Source organism: Fibrobacter sp. UWB13, from assembly GCF_900177805.1.
Classification (GTDB): domain Bacteria; phylum Fibrobacterota; class Fibrobacteria; order Fibrobacterales; family Fibrobacteraceae; genus Fibrobacter.
Window position 1 is genome coordinate 857,792 of the sequence record NZ_FXAX01000001.1, and the last position, 15,462, is coordinate 873,253.

Genomic DNA, 15,462 nt, shown 5'->3' on the forward strand with positions numbered 1-15,462 from the left:
GTCGTTCTCCTATATTTTCAAATTCTTCAGGTATTGCGAGAGTTCCATGTTCGCGGAGTAATCCACCGGGCACTCGATGATGCTCGGCACGTCCTGGCGGAAGGCTTCGCGCAAGGTGCTCGGCAAGTCTTCGGTGCGCTCAATGCGGTAGCCCTTCAGGTGCAAGGATTCGGCGTACTTGACGTAATCCGGGTTCGTGAATTCGACCGCATAGCTGTCACCGTAGCGTTCTTCCTGTTTCCACTTGATGAGGCCGTAGCCGCCATCGGTAAAAATCAGCGTCACGAACGGGATGTGTTCACGGTAAGCCGTCTCGAGTTCCTGGCTGTTCATCATAAAGCCGCCGTCACCCGTGACCGCCAAGACCTTTTTCTTGGGGTTCAAAAGCTTTGCCGCAATCGCGCCAGGCACCGCAATACCCATGGTCGCAAAACCGTTAGAAATAATGCAGGTGTTCGGGTGGTCGCAATTGTACTGGCGGGCAATCCACATCTTGTGCGCACCCACGTCCGAAATCAGGATGTCTTCTTCATCCAGAACGAGACGGATGTCATGAAGCACCTTCTGCGGTGTCGGCGGGAAACTCGTGTCGTGATCGTAACGCGAATGCTCGGCCACCATCATCGCACGGATTTGCATAGCCCATTCCGGTTCCCAGGAGTTCGGACAAACGCTGCAGAGCGCATCGAGAGATGCGGAGATGTCGCCAATGATTTCTTCGTCGGGCTGATAGAATTTGTTCACATGGTTCGGCGTTTCGTCGATGTGAATAATCATCTTGTTGCCATTCGGGTTCCACTTGGCAGGCGCATATTCCACGACGTCATAGCCAACAGCAATCACGAGGTCTGCCTGTTCCATGACGATGTTCGGATAATCCCTTTGCGGTAGTCCGATGCAGCCCATAAAATACTTTTCGCAAGTCGGGATTACACCCTTTGCCATCATGGTGCAAACGACTGGAATCTTGGACGAGGACACAAATGCACGCAAAGCCTCGGAAGCGTGGTTACGCACAGCGGAATGCCCCACAAGAACCACCGGGCGCTTTGCATTTGCAAAGACCCCGCCCGCCGCGAGAATCGCATCGGTGCTAGCGTACACGGTGTTTTCGCGATGGTGCTTCAGCGGAGTTTGAGCGACCTCGCCTTCCACTTCCATAGCGGCAATGTTGCACGGCAAGTCGATGTGGCATGCACCGGGCTTTTCCATTTCGGCGTACTTGAATGCAATACGGACAATTTCATTCACCGTATCCGGGCGAACGACCTGCTTACTGCGCTTGGTAATCGGCGTAAACATGTTCACCAAGTCCAAATATTGATGGCTCGTCAAATGCATACGCTCTGTACCCACCTGCCCCGTAATCGCAATCAGCGGAGCGCCATCGGAGTTTGCATCGGCAACACCCGTAACAAGGTTTGTAGCGCCAGGGCCAAGGGTCGAAAGGCAGACGCCCGCCTTCCCCGTCAAACGCCCATAGACATCAGCCATGAAGGCCGCGCCCTGTTCGTGACGCACCGTAATGAACTTGATGGACGACTTTTTAATCGCTTCCATCAGTTCGAGAGTTTCTTCTCCAGGGATTCCAAAAATATACTTGACGCCTTCACTTTCTAAGGACTTGATCAAAACTTCAGCAGTGTTCATAATTTTAAATGTCTCTTAAATGTCTCCGCGAAAAGGTTTGCAAAAACCGTGCCAAAAAGTGGTTTTGCCGTAAAAAAGACAAATTTTGAAAGAAACAGGGCTCTGGAGAGCATTTTTTAGGGCATTTTGGGAGTTTTGCCGATTACAAAGCTAAAGGTTATACAAATAATGGAACGCGCTTTTACACAACAAATTCCGTAATAGTTACAAGAAACGTAATGAATATATTATAAAAACACGCGATTTTAAGCCATATTGGCCTTGGCACATTTTTTGCGATTAAACGAGCATGGAATGTGTAGAGACAGAAGATACTTTTATCCGGTCCATTTCGGCATTGTCGAAAGTGGAATTCGAGCACCGCTGCAGGCGTTTGCATAACGTTCTCGATGAGAACGATCTTTCGTCGAGCATGGGAGGCAACCACAAGGGTACAGACCCCATCCCTCTCGTGATTACGGCCGAAGAATGGAAAACGCTGGAAGCGGGCGTTGCACAAAGGGCAAAGCTTTTTAACGCGCTCGCGAAAGACATTTATGGCGAACAAAGTCTTTGGAAAAAAGGGAAATTGCCCGCCGCGCTGTTGTTTGCGAACCCGGATTTTTTGCAGGTTGTATGGAAGGTACACCCGGTTGGCGATGTATTTGTGAACTTGACATCAACCGATGTCGCAAGGCTCAAAGACGGAACGTTTGTGGCAGTATCGGACCATTTGCAAGTACCCGATGGATTAGGGCGTGCACTGGAGAACCGCATTGGCGTAAGCCGTGCATTCCCGGAGCTTTTCCGCAGCATGCAAACGGAACGATTGGCAGGATTTTTCAAGAAGCTGATGGATGGCCTAGACGCCATGCACAAGAACATAGGAGGTGAAGGTGAAACCAGCAAGGTGGTACTTTTGGCATCGAGCCCGGACAATCCGCGTCGAGCAGAAGACGCAGTAATCGCCCGTTACCTGGGGATCCCACTTGTCGAAAACGATGACCTCGCGATTCGCAACATGCAGGTGTACATGAAGACGCTTATGGGACTCAAGAAAATTGGGACCATATTCCGCCGAGTGGAAGACGGCATGTGCGACCCGCTGGAATTGCGAATTGACAGTGGCGAAGGTGCTGTCGGCTTAATCAGTTCCGTCCGCGCAGGGAACGTCGCGATAGCAAACTTCCTCGGGACTGGCGTTCTGGAAACGCCCGTATTCAAGCCGTTTTTGCCGGAGATTTGCCGCGAGCTTTTGGGCGAAGAACTGCTGTTGCGCGATGTGGAAACGCTTTGGCTCGGGAACGCAGATGATGCGGAACGCGTGTTGGCTGAACCCGAAAAATGGATTTTCAAAAAGGCGTTCCGCGACGAAGGAAGTTTCAAGGAGGCAGAACCCAAGACTTATGTAACCATGACGACGACAGCACAGCTCGCCTTGCTGCAAACGGTCGAGAATGCACCCGAGCAATGGGTGGCAGAAAGATCGATGGAGGTTTCGACAGTTTACGCTTACCGAGGAGAGTTCACTCCAGCAGTTTCGCTGATGCGGTTCTTTGCGGTGAACACAGCGAAGGAAACTTCGGTGATGCCGGGCGGCCTCGGAATTTTGGAGAATGGACTTGGAGAAAAAGACATTTGGGTGCTTTCGGAAAATCCTGTGGCGAACTTTTCATTGCTCGCGCCAGCAAGTCAGGCGATTACGCCGTCGAGAGCTGGAGGCGACCTGCCTAGCCGTGCGGCCGAGAACTTGTTCCGGCTGGGGCGAGCATTGTCGGCTTCGAACATGATGGCGCGTATCGCAAGAGGTATCGCGGTGAGGCTCTCGGACGAATCCTGGATGGACATGCCGGAGCTACCGTGGATACTGAAGGCTGGGCTTACTGATGAAACGCAGTCGAGGCTCGCGCAAGATCCCGAAAACGCACTCCGTTACTTTATCTTGCGTAAGGACAACAAGAACGGCATGCAATGTGTGCTGACGGAAATTAGAGAGCACGGCATGCAGTTGCGAGACCGCATTTCGGAGGATTTATGGCTTTACTTGAACGGATTTGGCATTGCAGAAGTGCCGGCAGGAACAGGTGCGGCAGCGCTGTTGCCATACCTAAAGGAGGTCCTGTCGGACAGCGCTGCAGTGGCAGGGCTTGCAGCCGACTCCATGACGCGAGGCCACGAATGGCGCTTTTTGGAACTCGGTCGTGAAATCGAATGCGCCATCCGCACCTTGCAATTGGTCAAAAGTTTGCTGTACACCGCCCCCACTGACGAGATGACAAACTTGCGCTTATTGCAAGCAGTTCTTGAAATCGGCGATGGACTTATGACATACCACCGCCGCTATGGAGGCCGTTTGCAAGTTGTCCCCGTCATCGACTTGCTTTTGTCGGACGAATCCAACCCGCGAAGCGTCGCCTACCAGGTGGCAAAATTGCGGAAAGCAGCAAAGTACTTGCCCGGCAACGACCAAAGCGAAGCGACATTCTCGCCACTAGACCGTGAACTGATGCGCGTGCTTGCCGAGCTCCGTCTCGCAAACATCGAACAGCTTGCAGAAACTGTAGATAACAAAAGGGAGAACCTCATAAAACTTGTAGAAACACAGATAAATTCCATTGAACGAATTGCAGAAATCGTAAACAGGCTCTACTTAAGCCACGCCCCACGCGCTGGAGTATTCCACGCGACAACCACGGATGTGTCGGAGGTTTAAGATGCCCATTTATCAAGTTGACCATGAGACCGTCTACGACTACCGCCTCCCCGTTCTTTACAGCAACCACCTCGCCCACATGCTCCCGCGAGCAGTCAGCCGACAGAATTGGATTAGCCACAACATCGAAGTGGAACCGAACCCGACAATTCGGCAGGAACGCATCGACATTTTCGGGAACAGGGTATTGGCATTCAGCATCGAGCAGGAGCACACGCACTTTAGATTCAAGACGACTGGCATTGTAGATGTTCAGGGAGAAGAACCGCCAAAACAAGGTGAAACGATGAAATGGGAAGATGTCGCAAAGCTTTTGGAACGCCCGACAAGCGACGAGACGCTAGACGCCGCGATGTACGCCTACGCCTCCCCTTTCGCCAAGTTTGACGAATCCGTCCGCAATTACGCGCTCGAAAGCTTTGAGCAGGGCCGCCCCATTTTTGACGCCGCCTACGAGCTCATGAAGCGAATCTACACGGATTGCAAGTACACGCCGGGAGCCACAAGAATCGGGGCGCAGCCACAGGAAATCTTGCGCGGGCGAAAAGGCGTCTGCCAAGACTTTGCACACTTGATGATAGGCTGCTTGCGTTCACTGCATTTGCCCTGCCGTTACGTGAGCGGTTACCTCCGCACGCACCCCTGCGAAGGCCAACCCAAACTCGTCGGAGCCGACGCGACCCATGCCTGGGTCAGCACCTACATTCCCGGCCACGGCTGGGTAGAACTGGACCCCACCAACAATGTGCTTGGAGGTAACGAGCACATTATACTCGCCTGGGGCAGAGATTTCGGGGACGTGAGCCCGTTAAAGGGCGTCATCACCGGAGGTGGCGAGCATACCTTGAAAGTGTCCGTGAACGTGGACATGAAGGAATAAGTGACCCCGGCAGGGAAAGGCGATCCCGGCACGTAGGCCGGGATGACAGTAAAGGAACATTTAACATAAAAGCATAAGGAAACACAACAACATGCGATTTGGAAATTACGACACCGAAGGCTTTTACGATGAGCTTTGCTTACCGGATGGGACTCCCCGCCCGGCTGCAGAGCCGTTGTTTACGAAGATTAACGAGCTTCCCGAAGGAGAACTGCAACGCCGCCAAACCATTGCGGAATCTGCGTTTTACGATAACGGAATTACATTCGCGGTTTACGGCAACAAGGACGGTAAGGACAAAATCATCCCCTTTGACGTCATCCCGCGTATTGTAAGCGCAACCGACTGGAAGCACCTCGAAGCAGGCCTCAAACAGCGTACAGAAGCGCTGAACTGCTTTTTGACGGACATCTACAACGATCGAAAGATTTTGCGTGACAAGGTCGTCCCCGAAAGCCTCATCAACACCTGCACCGCTTACCGCCCGCAGATGGAAGGTTTTGTGCCGCCCAAGGGAATCTGGGCGCACATTACAGGCACAGACCTTGTGCGCGATACCGACGGCACATTCTATGTACTTGAAGACAACATGCGTTGCCCGAGTGGAGTCTCGTATGTGTTGCAGAACCGCCAAATTCTCAAGAGGACCTTCCCGCAGGTTTTCTCCAACTGTTCCATTCGCCCTGTAGACGAATACTGCACCCGTCTGCGCCATGCGCTGGAATACTTGGCAGATTCTACTGCGTCGCCGAAAGTCGTGGTGCTGACACCCGGCATCTACAATTCGGCGTACTACGAACATTCCTATTTGGCACAGCAGATGGGCGTGGACCTCGTGACCGGAGACGACCTCGTGGTGCAAGACAAGAAGGTTTATGCCCGCACAACGCGCGGTCTCAAGCAGGTTCACGTGATTTATCGCCGTGTCGATGACGAGTTCTTGGATCCGAAGGTTTTCCGCCCGGATTCTTGCCTCGGCGTGCCCGGACTGATTGAAGCTTACAAGGCAGGTAACGTAGCGCTTGCGAATGCGCCCGGTTGCGGCGTTGCCGACGACAAGGCGATTTACACCTATGTGCCGCAGATTATCAAGTACTATCTCGGCGAAGAGGCGATCATCCCGAATGTGCCGACTTTTGTCTGCGAAAACCCGAAGCACATGCAGCATGTTCTGGACCACATCGAAAACATGGTCGTCAAGGCAGCCAGCGAATCTGGTGGCTACGGCATGCTCGTCGGTCCAAAATCGACAAAGGAGGAATGTGAGGCGTTCAAGAGCAAGATTATCGCGAACCCGCGTAACTACATTGCGCAGCCCATGATTTCGCTCAGCCGCGTGCCTTGCATTGTCGATGGCGGTTTTGAAGGTCGCCATGTGGACTTGCGCCCCTACATTGTGCAAGGGCGAGAGACTTACATTCTCCCCGGTGGCCTCACTCGCGTAGCACTCCGCAAGGGTTCTATCGTGGTGAATAGCTCGCAGGGCGGCGGATGCAAGGACACTTGGGTCATTGCCGAAAACGAAAAGGCTCCGGAACTCGGACAAGCCAAACTTTGGATGGAACAACAACAGCAACAACAATAGGAATTTAGAAGTAGGAAGTGTAATATGTTAAGTAGAGTCGCAAATTCCATTTATTGGCTCGCCCGCTATATCGAACGCGCCGAAAACGTCGCGCGAAGCATCGATGTGAACCTCCAGCTGCAACTGGACTTGCCCGGCGAAGAACGCCCTTGGGAACCGGTGATTCAGATTGCCGGCAATGCCGATGACTTCTTCAAAAAATACGCGCATGTTTCCATTGAAAACGCGCTCATGTTCTTGACGTTCGATAAGGAAAATCCGAACAGCATCATTTCGTGCGTCGGGGCCGCCCGTGAAAACGCCCGCTGCGTCCGCGAAAGAATTTCTTCGGAACTGTGGATTGCCATCAACCAGTTTTACTTGAAACTAAACGACCCCGAAATGCCTAAAGAAGCATTGGCTGGTCCGCACGCCTTTTACAACAGCGTCAAGGAATTCAGCCAGCTCACCGCAGGCATCATTCAAGGCACGATGAATCACGATGTCGCCTGGAACTTCACGCATCTCGGCACATTGCTCGAACGCGCCGACCAGACTTCGCGTATTCTGGACGTCAAGTATTACATCTTGCTTCCAGATGTGAGCATGGTGGGCATGGCGCTCGATACCGTGCAGTGGAACGCCGTTCTCAAGAGCGTCGGTGCGTACGAAATGTTCCACCGCCGCAATTCGAATGTGACACCGCACAACGTCGCGGAATTTCTTTTGCTCTCCGAAGATTTTCCGCGTTCCTTGCGCTATTGCCTCGAAAAAGCGGAACAGTGTCTCAAGAACATCGCCTACCCTGTCAAGAGCAAGGCAGAATCCATCCGCCTCTTGGGAAAGCTGCGTTCCGACATTGCGTTCACCACCATCGAAGAAATCATCGACGAAGGGCTTCACGAACAAATTGAAAAAGTCCAGATTCGCCTAAACGAACTCGGCAATCAAATCTGGAAAGATTTCTTCTGCTAAAAAAAATTCCATTACACTCAAATAAAATCACAATGACGGGTTTCGGCACGTCATTTCTTTTGTATATTCCGAACATGGCGTTTTCTAAGGAATATCTCAAAGATTACGAACGCAAGATTCGTGAGCTCCCTGTCGAGGAGCTCTACGATATTTTAAGCCAAATTCGCGATCATGCATTTCAGGCAGATGATTCTCCAGAACGGATCCGAATTGTCGAAAAACGCATAATCGAACTCACCGGCAACAAAGATGACATTTTGCCATTGCCACAGTATACACAAAGTCTCAATGAAAAATATCAAAACAGAATGACGCCAGGCTCTATTGTATTTAAAGTCATTGGCATAACCTTAATCTTTGCGGGCTTCTGCTTTTTCGATAATCAGACAAAGCAATACACATCTTTTAACTTTATTATAAGCGGACTAGGATTTTTAACATTTGTAATAGGCTGTACATTTGATGGCCAAATAAGACTGTGCTTAAAAGAATTTACCGTCATCAGAACAAGAAAAGATCACCCAAAAGAATTTAAACGCATTACAGGCATTCTAGACATTATCGGCTATGGACTGATCATTTACGGTCTTTTTGCTTTTTAAATTTCTATTTTTGCAAAGCGAGCCTTTAACTCGCTTTTTGGAGCATTTATGAAAACTTGCAGAATTTGTGGCAAAACATTCGAAGCGAAATCTTACTTTGCAAAAGAAATGATGTATTTAAACGCAGGGCGTTTTGAATACTTTGAATGCCCGCACTGCAAGTGTCTGCAAATCGATAGCGTTCCTGAAAACTTAAGCGAATACTATGGTCCCAATTACTATAGCTACAACAAGCCCGCCGACACAGTCACTCGCGCAAAGACACAACACAACAAACGCATACTCGACGTGGGTTGTGGCGCAGGCGCATTGCTCTGCAGTATGGCAGCAACTTCAGGAATTGAGAGCCTTACCGGTTGCGATCCGTTCATCGAAAAAGATATCTCGTACGAAAACGGCGTTCAGATTTTCAAGAAGACGGTCCACGAAATGACCGGCGAATTCGACATCATCATGCTCAACGATTCATTCGAGCACATGACCGATCCGCACGAAACCATGGACAGCCTCAAACGACTTTTGGCAAATGGCGGAACCATCAAGATGACGCTCCCCATCTACCCCAACATTGCGTTTGATAAGTACAAGGAAAACTGGTATCAGCTCGACGCCCCCCGTCATATCTTTTTGCATTCCATCAACAGCCTAAAACTCCTTGCCGACCAACACGGTTTCAAAATTGCGCAGATGATTTTCGACTCCAACAACTCCGCCATTTTGAGGAGTTACCTGTACACCAAGGGAATCACATTCTGGAAGCAAGACCCGAAAGACATTTTCAAGTATTTTACCAAAAGCGAAATTATCGACATCGATAAGAAAATAGCTGAAGCCAACAAAAAAGGTTATGGCGACCACGCCACAGTCTACTTCATGCATAAATAATTGACAGAAAAATAACAGCACAAATTAGTCATAATCTCCTTTTTTTGAGCATTTTTGTCTCATTTCATTGAAAAACTTCTCAACGTTTACAACAGTTAATAAAAAAAAACAATAAAAACGGTCTATTGAATAGAAAACCGCTATATATTCCATTATAGAACGTGTGGGTTTAGTTTTTTCAAGGGATGAGATTAATAATGAAAAAACTGTTGGTTTGGTCACTCGCTGTTGCGGGTACATGTTTTTACGGGTGTGCAGACGAAAACGCAGCTGCATTTGGTAGCATTGCGCCAGAAATTGGTGAAGTTTCATCTTCATCTGTTGAAGAAGATGATCCAGATAATCAAACTCTTCCGCCATCAACAGAAGAGTCTTCGTCGTCCAGCGTACTCGAAGGCGTTTCTAGTTCACAAAATAATTCTCAAGAAGCTCCTGCTCCGAGCTCATCTAGCGCGGGCTCTAACACGGATTCTAGCGCAGACGCTCTCGAAAGCTCTTCCTCGCCCGTCCTAAATTCCAGTTCTGCAATAGCACCAGCAAGCAGCTCTTCTCCAGCTCAAATTCAGATTCCATTATCCTCAAGCTCCATTGCAAGTGTAATTTCAAGTTCTTCAGCAATTGTGGCATCATCGTCTAGCGGACTCCAGGAATACGATGATAATCATAAGCCCAAAGATTCTTTCCTCCCGAAAGCAGGCTTCTACAAGAGTTTAACCATTGAACCGCTCACACCGCAAAAGGGTGGCGAAATCCGTTGCTCATTTGACGGGTCTTTCCCGACCGCAGCTTCCGAACAAATTACAGTCTCAACCCCGATTACCGAAAACACAGTTATACGTTGTTCTGAATTCGTAAACGGAGTCGCTGCAGATACGGCAACGCAAACATATTTCATTAACGAAAGTGTCTCGATGCCAGTGGTTGCACTTACGGTCAATCACCACGACATGTTCGATTCTACCGATGGTCTCTACGCTACCGGAAACCTCACTGGCGGTGGCATGGGTGGCGGAATTGGCGGAATGTGGGGTGGCGGCAACGCAAACGTTACCGACAACAACAACCCGAAATGCGCAGAACCCTGCAAGGCAGCAAACTTCTGGAGAGACGATGAACTCCCCGTCCACGTGGAATACTTCGAAAAAGGAAGTTCCACCACAGAAAAGACATGGGAAATCGACGCAGGCATTTCGATTATCGGTAACTACAGCCGATACAAGCCCAAAAAGAGTGTCGCCATCAAAATGGATAACGACACCTACGGCGACAAAACAATCAAATATTCTTTGTTCAAAACGCGCCCTGAAGCCAAGAAATTCAAGAGTTTCAATTTGCGCAACAACGGCAACCGTTTCTGGACGGACTATGTTGGCGATGCCATGATGACCTCACTTATGGAAGGCACAGAAGTCGATTACCAGCGCAGCCGACAAGTCGTCGTATTCTATAACGGTGAATACTTCGGCATCCACGATATGCGCGAACGCTTGAACAGACACTTCGTCGAAACAAACTACGGCATCGATTCCAAGTCGATCAACATGATCAAGATTACCGGTTCTGGCTACGAAGCTAGCGGAACAAATGGAGCATCAACAGAAGATTACAAACAACTCGTAAATAGTATTTCTAGTGCAAATTTTGCAGGCGAAAACAACACACAGTACGAACAGATTAAGAGCAAACTCAATGTCAACAGTTTTGCCCAATACATGTTCGCCGAAATGTACTACCACAATGGTGACTGGCCAAACAATAACGTGCGCGCCTGGGGCGGCAACGGATATCCGTTCAAGTTTGTCGCATTCGACACCGACCACGGTTTTGGCTTTACACCGGGCATCAGCGGTTTTGACGAAGAAAATCAAAACATGTTCGACTGGGTTCTTGGTGCAAAACAGACAAGCAATCAAGGCGGAAATGGCGGCATGTGGGGCGGCTTCGGTGGAGGCATGGGCGGCGGTTTTGGCACATCGGTCGACAGCAGGGCTCCGGGAGGAATGCTCAAGAAGCTCCTCGAAAATCCAGACTTCAAGCGCCTTTTCATCAACAACGCATGCATTCTCCTCAACAGCTACTTGACTTACGAAAAGGTGCAGAGCACGGTCCAGTCTATGATGGCAACGATTCCATCTTCGGAACAGCAGCGCGACGAACAGCGTTGGCCGCGTAACCAGGCAAACTTCAAGTGGGATCCGAGTGGTAACACGCTTATCGCCTACGCCAAGAATCGCGGAGAAAAAATCAAGCAAGAAATGGTCGAACGTTTTGACCTTGAAAGTGAAGTAACGGTCAAAATCGGAGTAAGTGGTAACGGCTCCGTGCTTGTAGACGGCATGAAACTTCCGAGCAACAATTATCAATGCAAATTCTTCACAAATAATGAACTGCAATTGACAGCAGTAGCAGGTGCCGGAGCGGTATTCACAGGATGGTCTGACGGATCAACTGAAAACCCACATAAAGTTACCCCCACAGCAGGCATGACTATCACAGCGCAATTCAGATAAACACATTTTATTCTAGTCTCCTTTCCCCGCGGATAACGCGGGGATTTTTTATATTGGGACTATGTCCAGAGCAGCCAAAAGACGCAGAAAACTCATGATGATGGAGAACCAAATGATGGAGAATCAACCTCTCCCACCCTCCAATGTCAAGCTGACAAGTTCTACTAAAAAGCTGTCACCAAGAAACAAGATTCTAATTATTTTATTCATATTAGAAGTATGTTTCACTGCAGTGTTTTTCCTTCTAAGAGCAAAAACACATTCGTTTGATCTCGGCTATATCATCGACGATATATTTTTGAACAAACTTGCTGAACGTGAACTATACAGAACATTGCTTAAAATTTCATTAGCTTTCTCTTTAAGCTTTGCAATTGGCATTACTTTCCACATCCTTAAAATATTGCCAGCAAGAAAAGACAACAAAGAACCATCTACAAAAAATTTTATTACTGAATTCATTCTTCTGCTAATACTCGCCATTGGCGTTTCAATTTCAGAAGTTATCGAACTTCCTGCAAGGTTTACAAAAAAGCCAATACTCAAAAAAGAATTCCTTATTAATAAAGATACTTGGACAACGAAATCAGGAATGCATTATGACCTTATATTCAGTAGCAAATCGAGCATAACGGTTAGCAAGCGCACTTATTTAGCAATGGATATCGGAACTGAATTTTACACTGTTTATCAGGGGTCGTTTCTTATTGATTTTTTCCCGATGGATAAATATTTTTTGAGAAAGTAATAAAGAATCGAAACAAATACAATTAATACAATAGTATCATTTGGTGAAGTAAAAAGCAATATTATAAAGGGGTTGAATAGCTATATTAGGAACATATCCCCCAAACAACAAAAATCTACGTAGCTGTTGGCTGCGTAGATTTTTTTTATGCATTGGAAATGCGCGGGGTAGCCAGATGGGCTGCGCTGGCTTCCCGATTGAGCATCGGGGTAGCCAGATTGCCAAAACACTCATTTCATTTCGTGTTTTGCCCTCCGGGCTTGCTTGAGCTACGCTCAAGTCAAGGCTTAAAACCGGCTGTGTTCGCTACGCTCTCGCCGGTTTTAATCGAACTGACTTCGTCAGTTCTCACTGGACTCCGTTGATATATGCAAAACGACCCCACAAGGGGGTCGTTTTGCATATCGGGGTAGCCAGATTCGAACTGACGACATTCTGCTCCCAAAGCAGACGCTCTACCAGGCTGAGCTACACCCCGAAGTGACAGCAAATATAGCAAAGATTATTGCAAAATTTGAATGAAACCGCTAAAAATTTTCATCTATAACAAATTTTTTCATAAAAACTTCACTTTTGTGCACTGAAAATATTGACAATTGCCCAGTTGTGCATTATATTTATATTGTCCAAATTCCAGAACCCTTTATGACGAGAGGCTAAACATGGAAAACTTTAATGAAAAGCGCAAAGAACTGACGGCAAGGCAAGAAGAAATCTACGAATACATCAAGAAGTATTCCAAGGAAAACCGCATGCCGCCTACCGTCCGCGAAATCGGCAACCACTTCGACATTTCTTCGACAAACGGAGTTCGTTCCATTCTCGCAGCCCTCATCAAGAAAGGCTACATCAACCGTTCTCCACGCCTCAGCCGTGGCATCGAAATTTTAAGCTCAGACGAAAGCGATTCCAACAAGAAGGCAGCAAGCAACACGATTGAAATTCCCATTGTCGGTCGCGTTGCCGCAGGTACGCCGATTCTCGCCGTGCAGAACCTCGAAGGTACAGTTACCATCGACAGAGACTTCCTCGCCTGCCGTAGCGATGTGTTTGCTCTCCGCGTCAAGGGCGACTCCATGATCAACGCCGGCATTTTCGATGGCGACTTGATTTTCGCTCGTCAGCAAAAGACTGCCGATCTTGGCGAAATCGTCGTGGCTCAGATTGATAACGAAGCTACAGTCAAGTACTACCACCCGAGCGCAGACCACGTGGAACTTCGCCCGGCAAATCCCAAGTACAAGCCGATTATCGTGAACAACAGAAAAGACTTTTCAATTGCAGGCCGCGTCATCGGCGTCATGAGAAAAGTCAATTAATTTATTTTCAATGGTATACAAAAAACCGAGGTTTGACGCCTCGGCTTTTTTATTCTTTGGACCCCCTCCCCTATTGAGCTATGCACTCCCAGGGGCGAGTTCAATAACAAATTAATCGTCGAAATCGGCGAGTTCTTCTTCAGCTTCCTTCAAGTCAGCAGCATCCGGTCCTTCGATATCGTCGTCCTCCACTTCGTCAAGAGAGTCTCCGCCCATAGCGCCCAGCTGGTATTCCACCTTGCGAGCTTCCTTGGACTGACCCAAGTGCAAAATAGCGGCACATTCTTCGCAGTAACCGAGGTGTTTGTCGACCCAGAATTCCGGAGAAACAAGGTTCTTGTTGCAGCGCGTGCAAATCTGCGTTGCAGCTTCGCGCGTGAAGGCAGCGTTCTGTTCTTCAAGTTCCTTCAAGATGCGTTCCGTCAATTCTTCCTGCGTTTCTTCAGCAAGTGAAATCTTATGACGGATGGCGGAAGTCGGCTTCTTTTCGAGGTTCTTCATTTCAGAAGTCACCTTCTTCTTGTTGGCGCGTTCTTCCTGCTCATCAATTTCAACAAACATAATGAACTTGCAAGGTTTCTTGCCACCTTCAAGCAAAACAGCATACGGATAATCAGACTTCACTGTAGCCTTCTTCGCTTCGACCTTTTCAACGACTTCAACTTTTTCAGGGGCTTTTTCAACCACCTTTTCAGGTTCCTTTTCTTGAACCTTTTCAACTTCCTTAACAGGTTCTTTTGCAACCTTCTTTTCGACTTCCTTTTCAGGAACGTTCTTTGCTACAGGCTTAGCCTCGACTGCCGGTTCAACCTTCTTTACAGTCTCAACATGCTTCTTTGCTGGAGTTTCAGCAGCCTTAACCACCTTTGCAGTTTCTTTCTTTGCTGATTCTTCTTTTTTGGCGACAGGCTTCTTTGCTGCTGCAGTGGACTTTGCCGGAGCAACTTTTTCCGGAGCAGCCTTCTTTACAGGTGCTGGCTCAGCCTTTGCAGCAGGTTTCTTTGCGGCAGCAACAGGCTTTGCAGGAGCCTTGGCAGGGGCAGTCTTTTTAGTCGGTGCCGGAGCAGCCTTCGCAGCAGATTTCTTTGCGGCAGCAGCGGGTTTTGTAGATTTCTTTTCAGAAGCACTCGCCTTTGCAGGCGCTTTAGATGTCGCTTTTGTTGAACTCATATTTTACTTCTTTTCCACAATTTTAATGTTCAAAATCGGATCGTTCGGGTCAATACGGCACACGACATCGTGACCTTCAATGACCTTACCAAAAACAGTATGATGACCGTCTAAATGCGGCTGCGGGAGGTGCGTAATGAAGAACTGAGAACCACCGGTATTCGGGCCTCTGTTCGCCATCGAAATCACCCCCGTCTCATGCTTAAGATTGTTCACTTCATCATCAATGGTATAACCAGGACCACCCGTTCCATCACCCTTCGGGTCGCCACCCTGGATCATAAATCCTGGGATAACGCGATGGAAAACAAGCCCGTTATAGAAACCGGAATTAGCGAGTTCCACAAAATTTGCCACGGTATTCGGTGCAGCCTTGAAATTCAAGTCCACAACGATTTTCCCCTCATGAGTTGTAATCTCGGCAAGAATCTGTGTTGTCCCCGTGTAATCCTTGTTGAAAACCTTCC

Annotated in this window: 12 protein-coding genes and 1 tRNA gene; 9 read left to right on the top strand and 4 right to left on the bottom strand. The window is 48.6% G+C overall.

Going from position 1 to position 15,462, the window contains the following annotated elements; genetic code table 11:
• Positions 1-9 precede the first annotated feature (9 nt).
• Positions 10-1,650 (bottom strand): acetolactate synthase large subunit, encoded by a 1,641-nt coding sequence (locus B9Y77_RS03605; protein WP_085490497.1) that lies wholly within the window; start codon positions 1,648-1,650, stop codon positions 10-12.
• A gap of 346 nt (positions 1,651-1,996) precedes the next feature.
• On the opposite strand from B9Y77_RS03605, the gene B9Y77_RS03610 reads away from it, so the two are divergent.
• From B9Y77_RS03610 to B9Y77_RS03645, 8 genes are all read left to right on the top strand, one after another.
• Positions 1,997-4,342 carry a circularly permuted type 2 ATP-grasp protein gene (locus B9Y77_RS03610; RefSeq protein WP_254899985.1) on the top strand — a complete coding sequence of 782 codons (2,346 nt, stop codon included), beginning with the start codon at positions 1,997-1,999 and terminating at the stop codon, positions 4,340-4,342.
• A 1-nt stretch (position 4,343) separates the two neighbouring features.
• Positions 4,344-5,222 carry a transglutaminase family protein gene (locus B9Y77_RS03615; protein WP_085490499.1) on the top strand — a complete coding sequence of 293 codons (879 nt, stop codon included), beginning with the start codon at positions 4,344-4,346 and terminating at the stop codon, positions 5,220-5,222.
• Between the two features lie 91 nt (positions 5,223-5,313).
• Entirely contained in the window at positions 5,314-6,807 is a 1,494-nt protein-coding gene (locus tag B9Y77_RS03620) for a circularly permuted type 2 ATP-grasp protein (protein ID WP_085490500.1), read from the top strand.
• A gap of 24 nt (positions 6,808-6,831) precedes the next feature.
• Positions 6,832-7,761: an alpha-E domain-containing protein gene (locus B9Y77_RS03625; RefSeq protein WP_085490501.1), complete on the top strand. Its 930-nt coding sequence runs from the start codon at positions 6,832-6,834 to the stop codon at positions 7,759-7,761.
• 74 nt (positions 7,762-7,835) lie between these two features.
• Complete coding sequence (locus tag B9Y77_RS03630) at positions 7,836-8,363, top strand: hypothetical protein (protein WP_085491436.1); 528 nt, start codon at positions 7,836-7,838, stop codon at positions 8,361-8,363.
• Positions 8,364-8,411: 48 nt separating this feature from the next.
• Entirely contained in the window at positions 8,412-9,248 is an 837-nt protein-coding gene (locus B9Y77_RS03635; RefSeq protein ID WP_085490502.1) for a class I SAM-dependent methyltransferase, read from the top strand.
• A gap of 197 nt (positions 9,249-9,445) precedes the next feature.
• The gene (locus B9Y77_RS03640; protein ID WP_085490503.1) at positions 9,446-11,758 is read left to right on the top strand and encodes a CotH kinase family protein; all 2,313 of its coding nucleotides are present in this window, start codon (positions 9,446-9,448) and stop codon (positions 11,756-11,758) included.
• 61 nt (positions 11,759-11,819) lie between these two features.
• A complete protein-coding gene (locus B9Y77_RS03645; protein WP_085490504.1) occupies positions 11,820-12,506 on the top strand; it encodes a hypothetical protein in 687 nt (228 codons plus the stop codon).
• A 404-nt stretch (positions 12,507-12,910) separates the two neighbouring features.
• Here the strand turns inward: B9Y77_RS03645 and B9Y77_RS03650 are convergent.
• Positions 12,911-12,984, bottom strand: a tRNA-Pro gene (locus tag B9Y77_RS03650).
• A 184-nt stretch (positions 12,985-13,168) separates the two neighbouring features.
• Between B9Y77_RS03650 and lexA the strand changes: the two genes are divergently transcribed.
• The gene (gene lexA, locus B9Y77_RS03655) at positions 13,169-13,825 is read left to right on the top strand and encodes a transcriptional repressor LexA (RefSeq protein ID WP_073424036.1); all 657 of its coding nucleotides are present in this window, start codon (positions 13,169-13,171) and stop codon (positions 13,823-13,825) included.
• A 111-nt stretch (positions 13,826-13,936) separates the two neighbouring features.
• Here the strand turns inward: lexA and B9Y77_RS03660 are convergent, their stop codons facing one another.
• Together B9Y77_RS03660 and B9Y77_RS03665 are read right to left on the bottom strand one after the other, a co-directional pair.
• Entirely contained in the window at positions 13,937-14,995 is a 1,059-nt protein-coding gene (locus B9Y77_RS03660) for a hypothetical protein (RefSeq protein WP_085490505.1), read from the bottom strand.
• Positions 14,996-14,998: 3 nt separating this feature from the next.
• The gene (locus B9Y77_RS03665) at positions 14,999-15,424 is read right to left on the bottom strand and encodes a peptidylprolyl isomerase (RefSeq protein ID WP_073424674.1); all 426 of its coding nucleotides are present in this window, start codon (positions 15,422-15,424) and stop codon (positions 14,999-15,001) included.
• Positions 15,425-15,462: the final 38 nt, after the last annotated feature.